Below are 20,764 nucleotides of genomic sequence, written 5' to 3' on the forward strand. Positions count from 1 at the left end.
TTCCGTATGGTGGAATTCAGGAGATGAGCCCTCCGAGCCACTGCGGGCCGACGCAGGAGAGACCCGATGCCTCGTATGACAGCCGCCCGCGCGGCCGTGGAGATCCTCAAGCTCGAAGGCGTCGATGTCGCCTTCGGTGTCCCGGGTGCCGCCATCAACCCCTTCTACGCCGCCCTCAAGGCCTCCGGCGGGATCAGGCACACCCTGGCCCGGCACGTCGAGGGCGCCTCGCACATGGCCGAGGGCTACACCCGCGCCAAGGCCGGCAACATCGGCGTGTGCATCGGCACCTCGGGCCCGGCCGGCACCGACATGATCACCGGCCTGTACTCGGCGATCGCCGACTCCATCCCGATCCTGTGCATCACCGGCCAGGCCCCGGTCGCCCGCCTCCACAAGGAGGACTTCCAGGCCGTCGACATCGCCTCGATCGCCAAGCCGGTCACCAAGGCCGCCACCACCGTCCTGGAGGCCGCGCAGGTCCCCGGCGTGTTCCAGCAGGCCTTCCACCTGATGCGCTCCGGCCGCCCCGGCCCGGTCCTGATCGACCTGCCGATCGACGTCCAGCTGACCGAGATCGACTTCGACCCGGAGGCCTACCAGCCGCTGCCGGTCTACAAGCCGACCGCCAACCGGATCCAGATCGAGAAGGCCATCGCGCTGCTCCAGGAGTCCGAGCGCCCGCTGATCGTGGCCGGCGGCGGCGTCATCAACGCCGACGCGGCCGACCTGCTGCTGGAGTTCGCCGAGCTGACCGGCGTCCCGGTCATCCCGACCCTGATGGGCTGGGGCATCGTCCCGGACGACCACGAGCTGAACGCCGGCATGGTCGGCCTGCAGACCTCGCACCGCTACGGCAACGAGAACTTCCTCGCCTCCGACTTCGTCCTCGGCATCGGCAACCGCTGGGCCAACCGCCACACCGGCGGCCTGGACGTCTACACCGCGGGCCGCAAGTTCGTCCACGTCGACGTCGAGCCCACCCAGATCGGCAAGATCTTCGCCCCCGACCTCGGCATCGCCTCCGACGCCAAGGCCGCGCTGGAGCTGTTCGTCCAGGTCGCCAAGGAGCTCAGGGCCGCCGGCACCCTCAAGGACCGAAGCACCTGGGCCGCCTCCACCCAGGAGCGCAAGGCGCGGCTCCAGCGCCGCACCCACTTCGACAACGTGCCGCTCAAGCCGCAGCGCGTCTACGAGGAGATGAACCGGGCCTTCGGACCGGAGACCCGGTACGTCACCACCATCGGCCTGTCCCAGATCGCCGGCGCGCAGATGCTGCACGTCTACAAGCCGCGGCACTGGATCAACTGCGGCCAGGCCGGGCCGCTGGGCTGGACCATCCCGGCCGCGCTGGGCGTCGCCACCGCCGACCCCGAGGGCCAGATCGTCGCGCTCTCCGGCGACTACGACTTCCAGTTCATGATCGAGGAGCTGGCGGTCGGCGCCCAGCACCGGATCCCGTACGTCCACGTCCTGGTGAACAACTCCTACCTGGGCCTGATCCGCCAGGCGCAGCGGGGCTTCGACATCGACTTCCAGGTCAAGCTGGAGTTCGAGAACATCAACGCGCCGGAGCTGGGCGTCTACGGCGTCGACCACGTCAAGGTCGCCGAGGGCCTGGGCTGCAAGGCGATCCGGGTCACCGAGCCGGAGGGCCTGCTGCCGGCCTTCGAGGAGGCCAAGAAGCTGGCCGCCGAGTTCCGCGTCCCGGTCGTGGTCGAGGCGATCCTGGAGCGGGTCACCAACATCTCGATGAGCGGCAACGACATCGACAAGGTCAACGAGTTCGAGGAACTGGCCACCCTCCCCGAGCACGCGCCGACCGCGATCAGGCCGCTGGCGCTCTGACCCCGTGGGGGGCGGGGGCGTACGAGCCGCTCCGTACGCCCCCGCCCCCGCGGAACACTGGCGGCGCCGACACGGTTGAGCCGTCCGGGGCCGCTACGGTGTGCCCGGGCGAGACCCCGCTGCCAACCTGCCGAAAGGACCACCACCGTGAGCCTGTACGACATCCCGCTGCGCACCCTGGCCGGCGAGCCCACCTCGCTGGGCGACTTCAAGGGCAAGGCGCTGCTGCTCGTCAACGTCGCGTCCAAGTGCGGGCTGACCCCGCAGTACACCGGGCTGGAGAACCTCCAGAAGCGGTACGCCGAGCGCGGGTTCACCGTGCTGGGCTTCCCGTGCAACCAGTTCGCCGGGCAGGAGCCGGGCAGCGCCGAGGAGATCCAGAGCTTCTGCTCCACCACCTACGGCGTGAGCTTCCCGCTGTTCGAGAAGATCGACGTCAACGGCGACGACCGGCACCCGCTGTACCAGCAGCTGACCGAGGTCGCCGACGCCGAGGGCGCGGCCGGTGACGTCAGCTGGAACTTCGAGAAGTTCCTGATCTCGCCGGACGGCACCGTGGCCGCCCGGATCCGGCCGCGGACCGAGCCGGAGTCGGCCGAGCTGATCGCCGCGATCGAGGCCGTCCTGCCGGCCTGACCACACACCTGCCGGACCGGCCCGGCCGGGCCCTGCGACCTAGATGATCGGGGGCCGGCCGAGCCGGGTCATGGTCCACACCGTGCGCCAGCGCATCGGCTCGCGCCGACCGCACGGGGTGCGCCAGCCCTCGGCGAAGCCGGAGAACCACGCCTTCAACCCGCTCGCGTTCCTGGTACGGGCGACGGTGAGCGTCACCCACACGCCGAGGTAGACCGGGACCAGCAACGCGGGCAGGTGACGGCGCGCGAGGTACACCCGGTTGCGGGCGTTCACCCGGTAGAAGAACGCGTGCCGGGTCGGGCTGGTCCGCGGGTGCTGCAGCAGCAGCTCCGGGACGTACAGCACCCGCCAGCCGGCGTCGAGCGCCCGCCAGGCCATGTCGGTCTCCTCGTGCGCGAAGAAGAACGCGTCCGGCCAGCCCCCGACCTGTCGCAGCATCCTCGTCGACAGCGCATGGCCGCCGCCGAGGAAGCTGGTCACCTCGCCACCGCGCATCGGATCACCGGCCCGCAGCCGGGGAACGTGACGGCGCTGGGTCAGCCCGGTCTCGTCGGCGATTCGGAAGGACACCACGCCCAGCCGGGGGTCGGCCTCGTAGAGGGACTCGATCCTCGCGAACACGTCGTCGGCGACCAGCAGGCCGTCGTCGTCCAGGTCGATCACCACGTCCACGTCGCGCAGGTGCTCCAGCGCCACGTTCCGGCCGCCGGTCACCCCGAGGTTCTCGGCCAGCTCCACACCCTCCACCCATGCCGGCACCTCCGGCAACGGGCAGCCCTGGGCGACCACCACGACCTTCGCGGCCGGGACGGTCTGCATCTCCACCGAGGCCAGCAGCTCGGCCAGTTCCTTCGGCCGCGTGCCCATGGTCAGCACCGCCACGCCCAGCTTCAAGCCCACCGCACCCATCCCTTCGAGGAAACAGCCATGACCTGACGAACGGAGCGCTCGGGCGCCGCGTCGCTCGGAGAACTCACCGAGCGGCAGATGCTTCCGGACCACCAGGTCATGGACCGGCCCGCACCGGACCGGATCGCCGGGATGCGGCCCGAGGCCTCCGCCGCGCCGCCCACCCTGCCACACCGGCCGCTGGTGCTGGTACCGGACGTCACCCGGTTCGCGGAGCCCCGGTGTGCCGACTCACTCCACGGTGTCCGGCACAACGCCCCGCCTCGCCGCTCTCGTCGATCCTCGCCCAGGAGTACGGACTCGGACCTCACGGCAGCAACAGCCTTGTGCCGGGCGGGAGTTCGCCGGAGCGGGCGGCGTCGCGCAGGTGTGCCAGGAGGGTGGCGCGCAGGGCCTCGGCGGCGCGGGTGAGCGGCACCTCGTGGCCGTGCGCGACGGCGATGGTGCGGCCCAGCCCCGGTCCGGCGAAGGGTGTCACCGCGAGGCCCGAGCGGGCCGCCACCATGCCGGGGACGATCGCGGGCCCGAGCCCGGCCCGGACGAAGCCCAGTACCGCGTCCATCTCGCCGCCCTCCACGGCGAACTCCGGCTCGAAGCCCGCCGCCCGGCAGGCCGCCAGGGCCGCCTCCCGGACGTCGTAGCCCTCCCGGAACATCACCAGCGGCCGCCCGTCCAGCTCGGCCACCCGCACGGTGCGCCGGCCGCGCCGCTCGCCGCCCGGACGCTCGCCGCCCGGACGCCCGCCGCCCGGACGCTCGGCCGAGACCAGCACCAGCGCCTCGTGCAGCAGTTCGGTGACGGCGAGGGCGGGCGCGGCCTCCCCGCTGGTCGGGGTGATGATCAGCGCGAGGTCCAGCTCCCCCGCGGCCAGCCAGCGCACCAGGTCGCGCGAGCCGCCCTCGCGCACCCCGAGCGCGACGCCCGGGTAGCGGTCCCGGAAGACCCGCAGCACGTCCGGCACCAGGCTGGTGCACAGGCTCGGCGGGGCGCCCAGCCGGACCCGGCCGCGGCGCAGCTGGACCGTCTCCTGGACGGCGAGGCGGGCGCTCTCGGTGTCCGCGAGGATCCGCCGGGCAAGCGGCAGCAGGGCGTCCCCGGCGTCGGTGAGGGCGATGTTGCCCCGGGTGCGGTGGAACAGTTCGGCGCCCAACTCCCGTTCCAGCGAACGGATCTGCTGGGAGAGCGAGGGCTGGGCGACGTGTTCGGCCTCGGCGGCCCGGGTGAAGTGCCGGGTCTCGGCGACAGCCAGGAAGTAGCGGAGTTGCTGGAGCTGCACACGGCCAGGGTAAGCCGCGACGATAGGCCCTGGCTATCGTCACCAGCCGCAGCATGTCTTGGACGCACCCTGGCGACCATCCCTACCGTTGCTGCCATGACAACCGCGACTCAGACGGCCCGGCATCCGTCCACCCTGGTGACCCTGTGGCGGTCGACCGTCGGCAAGAAGGCGGTCATGGCCGTCACCGGACTGGCGATGCTGCTGTACCTGGTCGCGCACATGCTGGGCAACCTCAAGGTCTTCTTCGGCCCCGACGACATCAACGGCTACGCGGCCTGGCTGCGCACCATCGGCCAGCCCTTCCTCGGCCACGAGTGGTTCCTCTGGATCGCCCGGGTCGGCCTGGTCGCCGCCGTCGTCCTGCACGGCGTCTCCGCGTACCAGCTCAGCCGCCGGGACCTCGCCGCCCGCCCGAGCAAGTACGTGCACCAGCGCCGCCGGGCCAGCTACGCGACCCGCACCATGCGCTGGGGCGGGGTGATCCTCGGGCTGTTCATCGTGTGGCACATCCTGGACCTCACCACGCTCACCGTGAACCCGGTCGCCGAGCACGGCCACGTCTACCAGAACGTCGTGGGCACCTTCGGCCGCTGGTACAGCGACGTGTTCTACATCCTCGCGGTGGTGGCCCTCGGCTTCCACATCCGGCACGGCTTCTGGAGCGCCGCGCAGACCCTCGGCGCCAACAACGCCCGCCGCGACAAGGTGCTCAAGCTGAGCGCGAACGGCCTGGCGCTCCTGCTGACCGTCGGCTTCCTGTCCGTCCCCCTCGCCGTGATGTTCGGAGTGGTGAAGTGAGCAGCACGTACGTCGACTACACCGTCGGCGAGCCGATCGCCGACACCAAGGCCCCCGCCGGGCCGATCGAACAGCGCTGGGACCAGCGGCGGTTCGACGCCAAGCTGGTCAACCCGGCGAACCGGCGCAAGCACACCGTGATCGTGGTCGGCACCGGCCTGGCCGGCGGCGCGGCCGGCGCCACCCTCGCCGAACAGGGCTACCACGTCGTCCAGTTCTGCTTCCAGGACTCCCCGCGACGGGCCCACTCGATCGCCGCCCAGGGCGGCATCAACGCGGCCAAGAACTACCGCAACGACGGCGACTCCGTCCGCCGGCTGTTCTACGACACCGTCAAGGGCGGCGACTTCCGCGCCCGCGAGTCCAATGTGCACCGGCTCGCCCAGGTGTCGGTGGAGATCATCGACCAGTGCGTGGCCCAGGGCGTCCCCTTCGCCCGCGAGTACGGGGGCCTGCTGGACACCCGCTCCTTCGGCGGCGTTCAGGTCTCCCGTACCTTCTACGCCCGCGGCCAGACCGGCCAGCAGCTGCTGCTCGGCGCCTACCAGGCGCTCTCCCGGCAGATCGCCGCCGGGAACGTGGAGATGCACCCGCGCACCGAGATGCTGGACCTGCTGGTGGTCGACGGCCGGGCCCGCGGCATCGTCGCCCGGGACCTGGTCACCGGCGAGATCCGCTCCTACACCGCGGACGCGGTCGTCCTCGCCACCGGCGGCTACGGCAACGTCTTCTACCTCTCCACCAACGCCAAGAACTCCAACGCCACCGCCATCTGGCGGGCCCACCGGCGCGGCGCCTACTTCGCCAACCCGTGCTTCACCCAGATCCACCCCACCTGCATCCCGCGCTCCGGCGACCACCAGTCCAAGCTCACCCTGATGAGCGAGTCGCTGCGCAACGACGGCCGGATCTGGGTGCCCAAGGCCAAGGGCGACACCCGCCCGCCCGGGCAGATCCCGGAGGAGGAGCGGGACTACTACCTGGAGCGGATCTACCCCTCCTTCGGCAACCTGGTGCCCCGCGACATCGCCTCCCGGGCCGCCAAGAACGTCTGCGACGAGGGCCGCGGGGTCGGCCCCGGCGGCCAGGGCGTGTACCTGGACTTCGCCGACGCGATCCGCCGGATGGGCCGGGAGGCCGTCGAGGCCAAGTACGGCAACCTCTTCGACATGTACGAGCGGATCACCGCCGAGGACCCGTACCGGGTGCCGATGCGGATCTACCCGGCGATCCACTACACGATGGGCGGGCTCTGGGTCGACTACGACCTGCAGACCAGCGTCCCGGGCCTGTTCGCGATCGGCGAGGCCAACTTCTCCGACCACGGCGCCAACCGGCTCGGCGCCAGCGCGCTGATGCAGGGCCTGGCCGACGGCTACTTCGTGCTGCCGCCCACCATCAACGACTACCTGGCCCGCAACCCGGTCGCCGCCGTCCCCGCCGACCACCCGGTGCTCACCGAGGTCGAGGCGGAGGTCGAGGACCGGCTCAACCTGATCCTCTCCGTCGACGGCGACCGCACCCCGGACTCCTTCCACCGCGAACTCGGCGAACTGCTCTGGGACGAGTGCGGGATGGCCCGGGACGAGGCCGGCCTCAGGCGCGCCCTGGCCCGGATCCCGCAGCTGCGCGAGGAGTTCTGGCGCCGGATCAAGGTGCCCGGCACCGGCCAGGAGCTCAACCAGTCGCTGGAGAAGGCCAACCGGCTGGTCGACTACTTCGAGCTCGCCGAGCTGATGTGCCTGGACGCGCTGCACCGCGCCGAGTCCTGCGGCGGCCACTTCCGCACCGAGAGCCAGACCCCCGACGGCGAGGCCGCCCGGCGCGACGAGGACTTCAGCTACGCCGCCGCCTGGGAGTTCACCGCCACCGGCGAGGCGCCCGTCCTCCACCGCGAGCACCTCGAGTTCGAGCACGTCCACCCCACCCAGCGGAGCTACGCATGAACCTCACCCTGCGCATCTGGCGCCAGGCGGGCCCGGACGCACCCGGCTCGATGACCACCTACCAGGTCAGCGGCATCAGCCCGGACATGTCCTTCCTGGAGATGCTCGACACCCTCAACGAGGAACTGATCACCCGCGGCGACCAGCCGGTCGCCTTCGACCACGACTGCCGCGAGGGCATCTGCGGGGCCTGCGGCATGGTCATCAACGGCCAGGCGCACGGTCCCGAGCGCACCACCACCTGCCAGTTGCACATGCGGCACTTCCGGGACGGCGACACCATCGACGTGGAACCCTGGCGGGCCTCGGCCTTCCCGGTGGTCAAGGACCTCGTGGTGGACCGCTCCGCCTTCGACCGGATCATCGGCTCCGGCGGCTACATCACCGCCCCCACCGGCAGCGCCCCCGACGCGCATGCCACGCCCGTCCCCAAGGAGGCCGCCGACACCGCCTTCGAGCACGCCGAGTGCATCGGCTGCGGCGCCTGCGTGGCCGCCTGCCCGAACGGCTCGGCGATGCTGTTCACCTCCGCCAAGGTGGTGCACCTCAACGTGCTGCCGCAGGGCGCGCCGGAGCGGTCCGCCCGGGTGCGGAACATGGTCGCGGCGATGGACGCCGAGGGCTTCGGCGGCTGCACCAACACCGGCGAGTGCGCCACCGCCTGCCCCAAGGGCATCCCGCTGCCGAGCATCGCGGCCATGAACCGGGAGTTCCTGCGGGCCGCCCGCGGCTGACGCCCCTCCCCCGAGACGGTCGGCCCCTCGCTCTGGTGCTCAGGCGAGGGGCCGACGCCTTCTCCGGGGCGCGCGAAGGCAGTTCGCGCTCCCCGAACGAGTGGTGGAACGCCGCGCTCGGTGCTTCCTGACGGAAAATCGCGCTACGGTGGTGCTCCGCGAGGGAAGGACGGCATATGCCCGAGGTTCAGTCCTGCTCCGGCTGCGGCGGGTCCGGGGGGACCCAGAAGACCGAGGCAACGGTCGAACTGGACGAGGAAGGAAGCATGGTGCCCAGCGTTCACACCTTCTGGTCGCCGTGCGGTCGGTGCCACGGATCCGGGACGGTGATCGTCGGATGAGGTTGTGCTTCGAGTGCGTCGAGTGCGGTGGGCACTACCTGCCGCCGGAGGGCATGGTCTATCCGGACGGGCCAGCCTCGCCGGTCTGGTGCTCCTCCTGTCAGACGTCCAAGCGCGCGGCGGGCCTTCGGGAGGACCCGCTGCTCGCCCGGGTCGCGCTGGCCGCCGCCCGGGCCGCGCTGGCCCGGCGCGCCGCCGAGGCCGCCGAGCCGGTCTCCGCCGGGCGCGCCGACGTCCGCCCGTCCCGTCCGCCGCTGTCCCGGCGGGCCCGCTCCGGTCCGGGCGGGGTGCGCGGCAAGCTGGGCTGAGCCGCTCCTCCGAGGGCCCCGTCAGGTACCGCAGGCGAAGTGCCGCAGGCGAAGTACCGCAGGCGCGCGTGCTCAGAACAGCGCCTCCTGGGTGTCCGGTTCCGGCGGGCGGACCCGCTCCTCCAGCACCAGCCCTGCCGAGGCCCGGCCGGCCACCGGCGTGAGCGTCCAGCCGGTCAGCCGCCGGGTGTCCAGCAGCAGCGGGCCGGAGCCGTCCGGCTGGTCCAGGAAGAGGTGGCGCCCCACCGGCGGGCGCAGCGTACCGGCGATCACCGCGCCCGCGGCCAGTCCGGTGACCTCCCGGTAGGTCTCCGGGGCGCCGTCGGCCAGGCCGTAGCGCTCCACGTGGTCCACCACCGGGCGGTCCGCGAGCAGCTCCACGGCGTGCCCGTCCAGCAGCCGGTGCGCCCGGGCGCGGGCCTCCGTCAGCACGGCGCGGCGGTACGGGGCGTCGCCGTGCGACCACCAGTGGTCGGTCTTGAGCCGGGACTTGTACCGCTCGCGCGCCAGGCCCGAGGCGGCGACGGTGAGTTCGGCGCGGCGCACCGCGGGCAGGCCGCCGCGCGCGGTGAACGCGTAGGCCAGCGCGCCCTGTTCCAGCAGCCGACTGTCGCCGCGCTGCTCGGCGGTGAGGCCGACCTTCAACAGGCCCTCGCCGAACCAGGCGAGGTAGAGCAGGTAGGTGCGGCCGTCGTCGAGGATCTGGTCCCGGGCGAGCGCCAGGCCGCGGTCCACGCTCTGGCAGGCCGGGCACTGGGTGGCGCTGCCGCCCGGGTCGACCACCGCGTGGTGCGGGCAGGGCGTGCGCTCCGTCGCCCCGGCCAGCCAGGCGCCCACGCAGCGGCGCGGGCCGCCGAGCAGCCAGCCGACCTGCGTACCGGGCGCCACGGCGCGCTCGTGCACCCGGGCGCCGCGCACGGCGCAGAGCAGGGCCCGGCCTTCGTGCCAGCTCAGGCCGGTGGAGACCCAGCCGGCGGGCCGGTCCGGGTGCTGCGGTGCGGGGACCGTCACGGGCATCCCTCCCTGGAGCTCTTCGATCAGGTGAGGCTACCCGCTGCCACTGACAGTCGCGTCCTGCGGGCCGAAAGCCGTGAACGACTCGGACACCGACGGCCTGCGCCGCGCCTTCCGTGGCCGCCGCCCCGCAGCCGCTGCTAGCGTCCGGCCCATGATCGACTCACCGACCCCGGACGACCTGGCCCTCGCCCTCCGCCTCGCCGTGGACGCCCTCGCGGGCGCCCCGGCGGACGCGGACTGGTCCCGGCCCGCCGGCGCCCTCGACTGGAGCTGCTGGGAGACCGTCGAGCACCTGGCCGACGACCTCCTCGCCTACGCCGCCCAGCTGGGCCCCGCCCGACCGCCCCGCGACCGGTACGTGCCCTTCGTGGCGACCCGCCGCACCCCGGGCGGCCCGAACAACTTCGTCCGCGCCGATCCGGCCGACGGCGTCCCGGGGCTGCTCGAAGTCCTCGACGCCAGTGGCGGGTTGATGGTCGCGATCGCCCGGGTCGCCTCGCCGCAGGCCCGCGCGTACCACCCCTGGGGCCTCGCCGACCCAACGGGCTTCGTCGCCATGAGCCTGGTCGAGACCCTGGTCCACCTGCACGACGTCACCCAGGGCCTCGGCCTCCGCTGGGACCCGCCGGCCGAGCTCTGCACCCGCACCCTGGACCGCCTGTTCCCGGACGTCCCCCGCACCGCCGCCCCCTGGCCCACCCTCCTGTGGGCCACTGGCCGCGCCACCCTCCCCGACCGCCCGCTCCGCACCGACTGGCGCTGGTACGCGGAACCGCGCGACTGACGGACCGGCGCAGGGGGTGCGTCGGTTCGACGGGCTACCGGACGGGCACGCCGACCTGACCGGAGACCGGACCGGAGACCGGACCGCCGACCTGACCGGAGACCGGATCCCCGGCCTGCACCACGAAGGCGGGGTAGGTGTTGCCCGTGTCCGGAGCCCCCGTCGCGGCGGCCGGCCCCGCACCGGCCGCCAGCACGGCGAACCCGACGACGGCGGCCACCGCGGCGGCGCGGACGGCACTGCTGATGCTCATGAACTCTCCCCCTGGGTCGGCTTCCTGACGATGATCCGCCCGACCGCCCCGGCTGTCCACCGCCCCCGCTGTCCAGTTCCACGGCGCCCAACCGGCGACACGCACGACGGCCCCGGCGGCCCCAACGGCCGAGCCACGCAAGGCCCGTACCCCGCCGCCCGGCGGGTCGCCCCCACCGGCCCGGACAACCGACAGCCGCCCTGGTCGCGGGGGCTTGGCCGGGCGGGGCGTCCACGTTCTATTCTGGCGGGCGCGGTCGGCGGTGGTGCCCGGAGGTGGCGCGGGGCGGCCGAGTCGGTGTGAGCGCGAAGGGGTGGCTGGTGGCGGGGCGGCGGAACAGCGGGGTGCTGGCGGTCTGGGCGGAGGCGCAGCGGCAGCAGCAGCGCCGGGAGGAGGCCCGGTGGCGTGCCGAGGCGGCGGAGTTGCGCCGGCACGAGCGGGCCCAGCGCGAGGCGCAGCGGGCGGCCGCCCGGGACGAGCGGGAGGCGCAGCGCGCGTACCAGCAGTCACGGGAGGCGGAGGCGGCCCGGCGGACGGCGGAACTGGACGCCCGGGTGGAGGAGTTGCGCGGGCTGTTGACGGCCGGCCTGGCCGCGCCGGCGTTCGGGCCGCAGGCCCTGCTGGCGCCGCGCCCGGTGCCGCCGTTCGATCCGGGGCCGCTGGGCGTGCCGGTGCCGATGCCGGACCAGACCTCCGCCGCCTACCACGTGCCGCCGCCGGACGCGGCGCAGGCCCGCAACCCCGGGGTGCGCCGCCAGTACGAGCAGTACCTGGCGCAGGCCCGGGCCCGGTTCGAGCAGGACTGGTACGCCGCGCAGGCCCGGGAGGCGGACCGGCAGTCCCGGCTGGCCGCGTACCACCAGGAGTACCTGAGGTGGGCGGAGGGCTTCCGCCGGCAGGAGGAGGAGCGCGGCACCGGGACGGAGGAGTTGCTGCGGCGGCTGCGGGCGGGCGAGCCGGAGGCCGTGCAGGAGTACTTCACGGCGGGGCTGTACGCCTCGGCGGGCTGGCCGGAGGGCTTCCCGCACCGGCTGGTGGCGGCCTGGGAGGTGTCGAGCCGTCAGCTGGTGGTGAACTGGGAGCTGCCCGGCCCGGACGTGGTGCCGGCCGCCGCGCGGGTGCGGTACGTGAAGGCGGACGACCGCGAGGCGGAGGTGGCCCGGCCGGCGACCGAGCGCAAGGCGCTGTACCGGGAGGTGCTGGCGCAGTCGGCGCTGCGGGTGGCGGCCGAGCTGTTCCGGGCGGACCGGGACGGGATGCTGGACTCGGTGGTGGTGAACGGCTTCGTGCTGGGGATCGATCCGGCGACGGGCCGGGAGGCCGAGCGCTTCCTGTCCACGCTGACCGCGACCCGGGCCGAGTTCTCGGGGCTGGCACTGGACCGGGTGGCCCCGGTGGAGTGCTTCCAGGGGCTGGGCGGCAAGCTGTCGGCGCGGCCGGAGCGGCTGGACGAGGTGAAGCCGGACCGGCTGCCGGAGTCGGTGGGCGGCAGCCTGGCCGGGCACTTCGGCGACGAGGACCCGGACCTCTTCGAGATGGATCCGCTGGACTTCGAGGACCTGATCGCCGAGCTGTTCCGGCTGCGCGGCTTCCGGGTGATGACGACGGCCCGCAGCGGTGACGTCGGGGTGGACGTGGTCGCCGAGGACCTGGACCCGGTGACCGGCGGCAAGATCGTGATCCAGGCGAAGCGGTACCGGAAGACCGTCCCGCCGACGGCCGTGCGCGACCTGGAGTCCACCGTGCGCCACCACGGCGCGATCAAGGGCATCCTGGTGACCACGGCGGGCTTCGGCAAGGGCTCGTACAGCTACATCGAGGGCAAGCCGCTGACCCTGGTCAGCGGGCCGGAGCTGGTGGAGCTGCTGGCCGACCAGGGGCTGCGCGGCCGGCTCGGCGGCGGCACCGGGGCCGGTACGGGCGCCGGGAGCGGTACGGGCGGCGCGGAAGGCAGCGGCGACGCGGGCGGCAGCGGCCGCAGCGGGACCGACCACACGGGCGGCCCGGCGGCGGGACGGCAGGAGCCGGACGCCCCGCACAGCAAGGTCACGGTGAGCTGGCAGAGCCGGACGGCCGGCGGGGAGCCGGTGGAGCTGGACGTCACGGCGTTCCTGTGCGCCCGCGGCCGGGTGCTGAGCGACGAGCACTTCGTGTTCTTCAACAACCCGCAGGACCCGGACGGCGCCGTCCGGCTGCACCCCACCCACTCGGTGCCGGGCGAGCCGGCCCGGGCGGCCCGGCTGAGCCTGGACCTGCACCGGCTGCCGGCCGCTGTGGACGAGGTGGTGCTGGCGGTGTCCACCGAGGAGGAGGAGCACCCGACGCTGCCGCTCGGTCACGTGTACGGGCTGGCCGTCGCGGCGGAGTACGGGCCGGGGGCGGCCGGTCCGGCGCGGTGGCCGGGGGCGAACGGCGGCATGCCGGACTCGGCGATGCTGCTCGGGAGCTTCCGACGGGCGTCCGCGGGCTGGCAGTTCGAGCCCTCGGCGCGGCCGGTGACGAACGGTCTGACCGGGCTGGCAACGGCCTTCGGCGTCGCGGTGGAGTGACGGACCGGGACTTTGGTCCCGACCTGACCGGTATGCGGTTCCCGGGACTTGGGTCCGCGGGGACGCGTCATACCTAAGGAGGAGAAGGCCCCCGCCGCACCGCCGGGTCGGCGGGGGCCGACCGTCCGATGGGCATACGAATCGAGCGCGAACCGCTTGGGAGGATGGATCGGTAGGTAAATCCGATTCATCCCCAGGAGTCCACGTGTCCTTCCCCGCAACCGCCGTCCGTACCGGCCGGGCGGCTGCCCGCGCCACCGGTCTGAACAAGGTCTACGGGGAGGGGGAGACCCGGGTCGTCGCCCTGGACAACGTCAGCGTCACCTTCCCCCAGGGCGAGTTCACCGCCATCATGGGCCCCTCCGGCTCCGGCAAGTCCACCCTCATGCACTGCATGGCCGGCCTGGACACCGTCTCCTCCGGCTCCACCACCATCGGCGACACCGAACTCGTCGGCCTCAAGGACAAGCAGCTCACCCAGCTGCGCCGCGACCACATCGGCTTCATCTTCCAGGCCTTCAACCTGCTGCCGACGCTGACCGCCCTGGAGAACATCACCCTGCCGATGGACATCGCCGGCCGCAAGGCCGACCAGGCCTGGCTCGACCGCGTCGTCGACACCGTCGGCCTCTCCGGCCGCCTCAGCCACCGCCCCTCCCAGCTCTCCGGCGGCCAGCAGCAGCGCGTCGCCTGCGCCCGCGCCCTCGCCGGAAAGCCCGACATCATCTTCGCCGACGAACCCACCGGCAACCTCGACTCCCGCTCCGGCGCCGAGATCCTCTCCTTCCTGCGCAACTCCGTGCGCGAACTCGGCCAGACCGTCGTCATGGTCACCCACGACCCCGTCGCCGCCTCCTACGCCGACCGCGTCGTCTTCCTCGCCGACGGCAAGATCGTCGACGAACTCCACACCCCCACCGCCGACACCGTCCTGGACCGCATGCGCCGCTTCGACGCCAAGGGCCGCACCAGCTGAGCCCGTTCGCACGTCCGAGCCCACCTCCCCCCGAGTACCCCCAGGACTGACGCTCCCCCATGTTCCGCACCGCACTGCGCAACGTACTGGCCCACAAGGGCCGCCTGCTGATGACGATGCTCGCCGTCATGCTCGGCACCGCCTTCGTCGCCGGCACGCTCATCTTCACCGACACCATGGGCCAGGCCCTCCGGACCCAGAACTCCAAGAGCTACGCCGACATCGCCGTCACCGTCAGCGACGACTCGGCCGTCGGCCGCGGCTACGACCACGGCGCCAACCACACCGCCAACACCCCGGCCCTCACCGAGGACGCCCGTAAGAAGATCGCCGCCCTGCCCGGCGTCGCCGACGCCCGCGGCGTGGTCAGCGGCTTCGCCGGCATCGCGGACAAGAAGGGCGCACTGATCGGCAACGGCTTCTCCACCACCGGCACCAACTACGTGCCGGGCGCCGACGGCACCGACCCGCGCTACCCGCTGGTCGAGGGCCGCGGCCCCAGGAACGCCGCCGAGATCGCCCTGGACACCCGGACCGCCGACAAGGGCGGCTTCAAGGTCGGCGACACCGTCCGGGTCGCGGTCAACGGCCCGGTCATGGAGCTCAAGCTCACCGGCACCCTGCACACCAACGACCCGCGCGTGATGGCCGGCGGCTCGCTGGCCGCCTTCGACGACGCCACCGCCCAGGAGCTCTACCTGAGCCCCGGCCGCTACGCGTCGCTGGACGTCAAGGCCAAGCCCGGCACCGACGACGCCGCGCTGCTCACCGCCGTCAAACAGGCGCTGCCCCAGGGCGACAACATCGAGGCCCGGACCGGCCGCGAGCTGGCCGCCGAGCAGGACAGGATGATCGCCCAGGGCACCAAGATCCTGAACACCTTCCTGCTGGGCTTCGCCGCCATCGCGCTGTTCGTCGGCATCTTCATCATCGCCAACACCTTCTCCATGCTGGTCGCCCAGCGCACCAGGGAACTGGCCCTGCTGCGCGCCGTCGGCGCCACCCGCCGGCAGATCACCCGCTCGGTGAAGGTCGAGGCCGTACTGGTCGGCCTGACCGCCTCGATCGGCGGCCTGCTGGCCGGCATCGGGATCGCCGTCGGCCTCAAGGCGCTGCTCAACGGCCCGATGGACGCCAACCTGCCGGACGGCCCGCTGGTCATCGCCCCCACCACCGTGCTGACCGCGCTCGCGGTCGGCGTGCTGGTGACCCTGGTCGCCGCCTGGCTGCCCGCCCGCCGGGCCTCCCGGATCGCGCCGGTGGCCGCGATGAGCGCCGTCGAGCAGCCCGCCACCCAGAAGAGCCTGGTGGTCCGCAACACCGTCGGCCTGCTGTTCGCGGTCGCCGGGCTGGGCGCGCTGGCCGCCGGCATCAGCGGCAAGGAGGTCAAGCTGGTCGGCCTCGGCGCGGCCGCACTGCTGCTCGGCGTGTTCGTGCTGACCCCGCTGCTCTCCCGGCCGCTGATCGCCCTGCTGGCCCCGGTGCTGCGCGCCGTGTACGGCACCCCGGGCAAGCTGGCCCAGGAGAACGCCGTCCGCAACCCGCGCCGCACCGCCGCCACCGCCTCGGCGCTGACCATCGGCGTCACCCTGATCACCTCGCTGACGGTGATCGGCGCCTCGGTGAACAAGGCCGTCGACGACTCCACCGACAGCGACATCAAGGCCGACTACACCGTGGCCATGCAGAACGGCACGATGCTGTCCGACCAGGTCGCCACCCAGATCGCCAGGACCCCCGGCGTCAGCGCGATGAGCCCCGAGCGCACCGTCCCGGTCACCGTCGGCGGGGCCGACGACCGGTCCGAGTGGATGACGGCGGTGGACGCGACCACCATCGACCAGCTGGCCACCGTCAAGATCAAGGAGGGCTCCGCGGACGCCCTCAGGCAGGGCAAGCTGCTGGTCAGCGCCGCCCGCGCCCAGAGCGCCGGCTACCAGGTCGGCGACACCCTCGCCGTCACCTACCCGGACGGCAGCAAGGGCTCGCTCACCGTCGGCGGCATCCTGGAGGCCAACACCGCGCTGGCCCCCGTGATCGCCCCGGACGCCGTGGTCGGCCGGCACGCGGAGCCCGGCTCCGGCCCGAACAAGGTCCTGGTCAAGGGCGAGCACGGCGCGACCGAGCAGCTCAAGCAGGCGCTGCGCGACGCCACCGGCGGCAACCCGCTGATCGCGGTCAAGGGCGACAAGGACATCAGGGCGGAGAGCCGCCAGGCCGTCACCAACATCCTGAACATGATGTACGGGCTGCTCGGCATGTCCGTGGTGATCGCCGTCCTCGGTGTGGTCAACACCATGGCGATGTCGGTGTTCGAGCGCCGCCGGGAGATCGGCATGCTGCGCGCGATCGGCCTGGACCGGCTCGGCATCCGCCGGATGGTCCGGCTGGAGTCGCTGCTGATCGCGCTGTTCGGCGGGCTGGTCGGGGTCGGCCTCGGCATCCTGACCGCCTGGGCGGCCGTCCGGACGCTGGCGGGCGACCTCAAGGGGCTCAGCACCGTGGTGCCGCCGCTGCAGATCCTCGGCTTCCTGCTCGCGGCTGCCGTGATCGGCCTGCTGGCCGCGCTCTGGCCGGCCCACCGGGCGGCGAAGCTGGACATCCTGGGCGCGATCAAGAGCGAGTAGTCCCGCCTGGTATCACCCCCCGCGGAGCCCCGGAGCCCCGGACGGTCGAACCGTCCGGGGCTCCGGCGTTGCTGCTCGTGCTTGCTGCTCGTGCTCGCCCCTCGTGTCGGAGAGCGGCGTCCCGGGGTGGGTCGTGACGCCGAAACGACACCGCCCCGCCCGGCGGGTGCCGGGCGGGGCGGTGCGGTGCGGTGCGGTGCTGTGCAGCGGGTGTGCGGTGAACGACTCGGTCAGGCGGCCGACTTGGCGGCGACGGGCTTCGCCCGGTTCCCGAACAGGTTGAAGAACACGGCCAGCGTCGGCAGCAGGTACGCCAGCCAGACCACCAGCTGGAGCACGGTCGGGTCCGGCTGGAAGTTGAACACGCCCTTGAGCAGGGTGCCGTACCAGCTGTCCTTCGGGATGGTGCTGGAGATGTCGAAGGCCGTGGCGTGCAGGCCGGGCAGCCAGCCGGCCTCCTGGAGGTCGTGGACGCCGTAGGCGAGCACGCCGGCCGCGACCACGACCAGCATCGCGCCGGTCCAGGTGAAGAACTTGGCCAGGTTGATCTTCAACGCGCCGCGGTAGAACAGCCAGCCGAGCACCACCGAGGTGAGCAGGCCGAGCGCGGCGCCGATCAGCGGGTTCCAGCCGTCGTCGGTGGCCTGCACCGCGGACCAGATGAACAGCGCGGTCTCCAGGCCCTCGCGGCCGACCGCCAGGAAGGAGGTGACCACCAGCGCCGTGGTGCCCATCGCGATCGCCGCGTCCAACTTGCCGTGCAGCTCGGTCTTGAGGTGCCGGGCGGTGCGCCGCATCCAGAACACCATCCAGGTCACCAGCCCGACCGAGATGATCGACAGCGAGCCGCCGAGCGCCTCCTGGGCCTCGAAGGTCAGCTGCGAGGAACCGAACTGGAGGACCGCGCCGAAGACCATGGAGAGCACCACGGCCGCGGTGACGCCGAGCCACACCGGCGGCAGCTTGTCCCGGCGGTCGGTCTTGACCAGGTAGGCGATCAGGATGCAGACGACCAGGCTGGCCTCGAGGCCTTCGCGCAGGCCGATCAGGTAGTTGCCGAACACGGCTGACTCCTCGGGGTGTTGGGGGTGGGAAGGATCAGCCGAAGAGGGCCTGGCCCCACCACTCCCCCGGCTTGCGGACACCCGCCGGGCAGGCGAAGTGGGCGGAGCCGACGTGCTGGATGTACTCGTTGAGCTTGTCCGAGGCCGCGAGCCGCTGCTGGAGCGGGACGAAGGCCTTGCGGGTGTCGCGCTGGTAGGCGAGGAAGAACAGTCCGGCGTCCAGGCGGCCGAGGCCGTCGGTGCCGTCGGTGAAGGAGAAGCCGCGGCGCAGGATCATCAGGCCGTTGTTGGCGTCCGGGTGGGCCAGGGCGACGTGCGAGGTCGCGGGCATCGCCTTGAGGTCGGGGGCGTCGTGCTCCTTGGCCTTTCCGTACGGGGCGCCCTCGCCCTTGGTGCGGCCGAAGGTGTCCTCCTGGTCCTTGAGCGGGGCGCGGTCCCAGGTCTCGATGTGCATCCGGATCCGCCGGGCGACCAGGTAGGAGCCGCCGGTCATCCACTCGGGGCCGTCGCCGGGGGCGGCCCAGACGTGCTCGGCGAGGTTGGCACCGTCGCTGCCCGCGATGTTGTGGGTGCCGTCCTTGAACCCCATCAGGTTGCGCGGGGTCTGCTGGTCCGGGGTGGTCGAGGAGGTCTTGCCGAAGCCGAGCTGGGACCAGCGGATGTTGACGGTGCCCATGCCGATCCGGGCCAGGTTGCGGATCGCGTGCACCGCGACCTGCGGGTCGTCGGCGCAGGCCTGGACGCAGAGGTCGCCGCCGCTGCGCAGCGGGTCGAGCTTGTCGCCCTTGAAGGTGGGCAGCTCGATCAGGGCCTCGGGGCGCTGGGCCTTGAGGCCGAAGCGGTCGACGCCGTCCTTCTCGAACAGGCCGGGGCCGAAGCCGATGGTGAGGGTGAGCCGGGAGGCGGGCAGGCCGAGGGCCTCGCCGGTGTCGTCCGGCGGGGCCTCCGCGGAGGCCGGGACGGCGCCGGTGCCGACCTCGCGGCCGCCGGTCATCGCGGCGGCCGCCTTGGTCCACTCCTTGAGCAGCTTGACCAGGGATTCCCGCGTCGCCTTCTCGGAGACGTCGAAGGCCGCGAAGTGCAGCCGGTCCTGGACGGGGGTGGCGATACCGGCCTGGTGGTCGCCGTAGAACGGGACCTCCGCCGCGACCGTCGCGCCGGCCGCCGGGACGGGGTCGTCGTCCTGGCGGCTCGCCGCCGCGACCGAGCCGACGGCCGCGGCGCCGAGCGCGACGCCCGCGCCGGCCCAGCCGATGACGGCACGGCGGCTGACCGCGCCCGGGTTGGGGGTGGCGGCAGCGGCCGGGGCACCCTGCTGCTGCTCGTTCTCGGCGTCCATCGGCGGGCGGGCCCTTCTCACTCTTGCTGAACTACTGGAACTACTGGAGGTGCTGGATATGCCGGGAGTCCGGGGGTGCTGGAAGTCCGGAAGCGCTGGAAGTCCGGAAGCGCTGGAGCTGCCGGCGGTGCCGGACTCCCGGTGCCGGTCGGCTACTTGACGACCACGGCGGCGGCCAGCTTCGACAGCGGCTCGCCCAGCGAGTTGACCGCGTCGGAGAAGGTCTTGCGCTCGGCCTCGGTGACCTTGTCGTACGGGGTGAAGGTGCCGTCGGCCTGCTTGTACTTGGCGAGCAGGGCGTTGATGGCGGTGAACTCGGAGTCGAGGGTCTTCGACAGCTCCGGGTCCTTCTCGGCGGCGACCGGCTTCAACAGCTCGTAGGCCTTCTGGGCGCCCTCGACGTTGGCCTGGAAGTCCGCGAGGTCGGTGTGGCTGTAGCGGTCCTCCTCACCGGTGATCTTGTTGGTGGCGACCTCGTCGAGCAGTTCCTTGGCGCCGTTGGCCATGCTGGTCGCGGTGATCTCCGCCTCGGGGATCTTCTTCTGCCAGTCCTTGAGGTCGGTGACCAGCTGGTCGGCGAGGGTCTTCTCCTCGTCGCCGATCCTGGCGTCGGCCCAGAGGGCCTTCTCCAGGCGGTGCCAGCCGGTCCAGGCCTGGCCCTGCTCCAGCTTGTCCTCGCGGGTGTCGGTCTTGGGGTCGACGTCGCCGAAGCTCTCGGCGACCGGCTCGGTGCGCTCCCAGCCGGTGCGCGAGGGGGCGTACAGCGACTTGGCCTTCTCCAGGTCGCCGCCCTTGATCGCGGCGGCGAAGGCCTCGACCGCCGGGACGGTGGCGTCGGCCTGCTCCTGGGCGTACTTGCGGTAGGCGTCGACGGCGGCGGCCAGGCGCGGGTCGGCGGGGGCGGCGCTGCCGCTGTCGCCGGTCACGGTGATCTTCTGGCGGATGCCGTCGCCGACCATGCCGGGCTTGCAGGCGACCTCGTAGCTGCCCGCCTTGATCTCGGCGTTGATGCTGGCCTTGGTGCCGGGGCCGATGTTCTCCCGCTCGGTGACGATCTTGTCGCCGGCGGCGTAGACGTAGACCTCGGTGGTCTTGGAGCCCTTGTTGCTGATGTCGATCACCACGTGACCGGCCGGGAAGCTGGTCCTGGACACCTCGCAGGCGGTGTCGGTGGCGTTGACCTTGACCGCGTCCGAGGCGCCCGCCTTGTCGTCCTTCTTCGACGCGCAGCCCGCCAGGGCGGCGGTGGCCACGGCGAGGCTGAGCAGCGCGGCTGCGGTGGAACGGCGGCGGGCGGACATGGGGGCTCCAACGGAAAAGGGCATGGGGGTGCCAAGGCCGGGTAAAGCACCG

17 protein-coding genes are annotated in these 20,764 nt (G+C 72.7%); 10 read left to right on the forward strand and 7 right to left on the reverse strand.

Going from position 1 to position 20,764, the window contains the following annotated elements:
- Nucleotides 1-66: 66 nt before the first annotated feature.
- Together gcl and ACIQWA_RS01830 are read left to right on the forward strand one after the other, a co-directional pair.
- On the forward strand, nucleotides 67-1,848 hold the full coding sequence (gene gcl / locus ACIQWA_RS01825) for a glyoxylate carboligase (protein WP_402476818.1): 1,782 nt from the start codon (nucleotides 67-69) through the stop codon (nucleotides 1,846-1,848).
- A gap of 147 nt (nucleotides 1,849-1,995) precedes the next feature.
- Complete coding sequence (locus ACIQWA_RS01830) at nucleotides 1,996-2,484, forward strand: glutathione peroxidase (RefSeq protein ID WP_360230716.1); 489 nt, start codon at nucleotides 1,996-1,998, stop codon at nucleotides 2,482-2,484.
- Between the two features lie 39 nt (nucleotides 2,485-2,523).
- On the opposite strand, the gene ACIQWA_RS01835 is transcribed toward ACIQWA_RS01830, so the two are convergent.
- Both ACIQWA_RS01835 and ACIQWA_RS01840 read right to left on the reverse strand, forming a co-directional pair.
- Nucleotides 2,524-3,354, reverse strand: a complete 831-nt coding sequence (locus ACIQWA_RS01835) for a glycosyltransferase family 2 protein (protein ID WP_402477847.1) — start codon at nucleotides 3,352-3,354, stop codon at nucleotides 2,524-2,526.
- Between the two features lie 349 nt (nucleotides 3,355-3,703).
- Nucleotides 3,704-4,672 carry a LysR family transcriptional regulator gene (locus ACIQWA_RS01840; RefSeq protein WP_402476822.1) on the reverse strand — a complete coding sequence of 323 codons (969 nt, stop codon included), beginning with the start codon at nucleotides 4,670-4,672 and terminating at the stop codon, nucleotides 3,704-3,706.
- A gap of 96 nt (nucleotides 4,673-4,768) precedes the next feature.
- Here ACIQWA_RS01840 and ACIQWA_RS01845 point away from each other — a divergent pair, with 96 nt between their 5' ends.
- The 4 genes from ACIQWA_RS01845 (at nucleotide 4,769) to ACIQWA_RS01860 (ending at nucleotide 8,802) form a co-directional block, all read left to right on the forward strand.
- Nucleotides 4,769-5,473 carry a succinate dehydrogenase cytochrome b subunit gene (locus tag ACIQWA_RS01845; protein WP_402476825.1) on the forward strand — a complete coding sequence of 235 codons (705 nt, stop codon included), beginning with the start codon at nucleotides 4,769-4,771 and terminating at the stop codon, nucleotides 5,471-5,473.
- Entirely contained in the window at nucleotides 5,470-7,419 is a 1,950-nt protein-coding gene (locus ACIQWA_RS01850) for a fumarate reductase/succinate dehydrogenase flavoprotein subunit (RefSeq protein ID WP_402476827.1), read from the forward strand. Before ACIQWA_RS01845 ends, ACIQWA_RS01850 begins: the two co-directional genes overlap by 4 nt.
- A complete protein-coding gene (locus ACIQWA_RS01855) occupies nucleotides 7,416-8,153 on the forward strand; it encodes a succinate dehydrogenase/fumarate reductase iron-sulfur subunit (RefSeq protein ID WP_360230706.1) in 738 nt (245 codons plus the stop codon). The genes ACIQWA_RS01850 and ACIQWA_RS01855 overlap by 4 nt, the downstream gene beginning before the upstream one ends.
- A 337-nt stretch (nucleotides 8,154-8,490) precedes the next feature.
- Nucleotides 8,491-8,802, forward strand: a complete 312-nt coding sequence (locus tag ACIQWA_RS01860; protein ID WP_360230704.1) for a hypothetical protein — start codon at nucleotides 8,491-8,493, stop codon at nucleotides 8,800-8,802.
- Nucleotides 8,803-8,874: 72 nt separating this feature from the next.
- On the opposite strand, the gene ACIQWA_RS01865 is transcribed toward ACIQWA_RS01860, so the two are convergent.
- Entirely contained in the window at nucleotides 8,875-9,813 is a 939-nt protein-coding gene (locus ACIQWA_RS01865; RefSeq protein WP_402476830.1) for a DUF2797 domain-containing protein, read from the reverse strand.
- A 157-nt stretch (nucleotides 9,814-9,970) separates the two neighbouring features.
- On the opposite strand from ACIQWA_RS01865, the gene ACIQWA_RS01870 reads away from it, so the two are divergent.
- A complete protein-coding gene (locus tag ACIQWA_RS01870) occupies nucleotides 9,971-10,603 on the forward strand; it encodes a maleylpyruvate isomerase N-terminal domain-containing protein (protein ID WP_402476833.1) in 633 nt (210 codons plus the stop codon).
- Nucleotides 10,604-10,637: 34 nt separating this feature from the next.
- On the opposite strand, the gene ACIQWA_RS01875 is transcribed toward ACIQWA_RS01870, so the two are convergent.
- Nucleotides 10,638-10,856, reverse strand: a complete 219-nt coding sequence (locus tag ACIQWA_RS01875; protein ID WP_402476835.1) for a hypothetical protein — start codon at nucleotides 10,854-10,856, stop codon at nucleotides 10,638-10,640.
- 320 nt (nucleotides 10,857-11,176) lie between these two features.
- Here ACIQWA_RS01875 and ACIQWA_RS01880 point away from each other — a divergent pair, with 320 nt between their 5' ends.
- The 3 genes from ACIQWA_RS01880 (at nucleotide 11,177) to ACIQWA_RS01890 (ending at nucleotide 17,008) form a co-directional block, all read left to right on the forward strand.
- A complete protein-coding gene (locus tag ACIQWA_RS01880) occupies nucleotides 11,177-13,405 on the forward strand; it encodes a restriction endonuclease (protein WP_402476837.1) in 2,229 nt (742 codons plus the stop codon).
- A gap of 205 nt (nucleotides 13,406-13,610) precedes the next feature.
- Entirely contained in the window at nucleotides 13,611-14,381 is a 771-nt protein-coding gene (locus ACIQWA_RS01885) for an ABC transporter ATP-binding protein (protein WP_402476840.1), read from the forward strand.
- A gap of 59 nt (nucleotides 14,382-14,440) precedes the next feature.
- Nucleotides 14,441-17,008: an ABC transporter permease gene (locus ACIQWA_RS01890; RefSeq protein ID WP_402476843.1), complete on the forward strand. Its 2,568-nt coding sequence runs from the start codon at nucleotides 14,441-14,443 to the stop codon at nucleotides 17,006-17,008.
- Between the two features lie 230 nt (nucleotides 17,009-17,238).
- Here ACIQWA_RS01890 and efeU read toward each other — a convergent pair whose 3' ends face one another.
- The 3 genes from efeU to efeO all read right to left on the reverse strand — a co-directional run bounded on the left by efeU (nucleotide 17,239) and on the right by efeO (nucleotide 20,712).
- Nucleotides 17,239-18,072, reverse strand: a complete 834-nt coding sequence (gene efeU / locus ACIQWA_RS01895) for an iron uptake transporter permease EfeU (RefSeq protein ID WP_402476846.1) — start codon at nucleotides 18,070-18,072, stop codon at nucleotides 17,239-17,241.
- A 34-nt stretch (nucleotides 18,073-18,106) separates the two neighbouring features.
- The gene (efeB, locus tag ACIQWA_RS01900; RefSeq protein ID WP_402476849.1) at nucleotides 18,107-19,411 is read right to left on the reverse strand and encodes an iron uptake transporter deferrochelatase/peroxidase subunit; all 1,305 of its coding nucleotides are present in this window, start codon (nucleotides 19,409-19,411) and stop codon (nucleotides 18,107-18,109) included.
- Between the two features lie 152 nt (nucleotides 19,412-19,563).
- On the reverse strand, nucleotides 19,564-20,712 hold the full coding sequence (gene efeO / locus ACIQWA_RS01905; RefSeq protein ID WP_402476852.1) for an iron uptake system protein EfeO: 1,149 nt from the start codon (nucleotides 20,710-20,712) through the stop codon (nucleotides 19,564-19,566).
- Nucleotides 20,713-20,764 lie beyond the last annotated feature (52 nt).

This window comes from Kitasatospora sp. NPDC098652 (genome assembly GCF_044760155.1).
In the GTDB taxonomy this organism is placed as follows: Bacteria; Actinomycetota; Actinomycetes; order Streptomycetales; family Streptomycetaceae; genus Kitasatospora.

Coding starts and splice junctions, on each gene's coding strand:
- ACIQWA_RS01845 (WP_402476825.1), top strand. CDS start 4,769: ATGACAACCGCGACTCAGACGGCCCGGCATCCGTCCACCCTGGTGACC.
- gcl (WP_402476818.1), top strand. CDS start 67: ATGCCTCGTATGACAGCCGCCCGCGCGGCCGTGGAGATCCTCAAGCTC.
- ACIQWA_RS01890 (WP_402476843.1), top strand. CDS start 14,441: ATGTTCCGCACCGCACTGCGCAACGTACTGGCCCACAAGGGCCGCCTG.
- ACIQWA_RS01860 (WP_360230704.1), top strand. CDS start 8,491: ATGAGGTTGTGCTTCGAGTGCGTCGAGTGCGGTGGGCACTACCTGCCG.
- ACIQWA_RS01855 (WP_360230706.1), top strand. CDS start 7,416: ATGAACCTCACCCTGCGCATCTGGCGCCAGGCGGGCCCGGACGCACCC.
- ACIQWA_RS01875 (WP_402476835.1), bottom strand. CDS start 10,856: ATGAGCATCAGCAGTGCCGTCCGCGCCGCCGCGGTGGCCGCCGTCGTC.
- efeO (WP_402476852.1), bottom strand. CDS start 20,712: ATGTCCGCCCGCCGCCGTTCCACCGCAGCCGCGCTGCTCAGCCTCGCC.
- efeB (WP_402476849.1), bottom strand. CDS start 19,411: ATGGACGCCGAGAACGAGCAGCAGCAGGGTGCCCCGGCCGCTGCCGCC.
- ACIQWA_RS01835 (WP_402477847.1), bottom strand. CDS start 3,354: ATGGGCACGCGGCCGAAGGAACTGGCCGAGCTGCTGGCCTCGGTGGAG.
- ACIQWA_RS01870 (WP_402476833.1), top strand. CDS start 9,971: ATGATCGACTCACCGACCCCGGACGACCTGGCCCTCGCCCTCCGCCTC.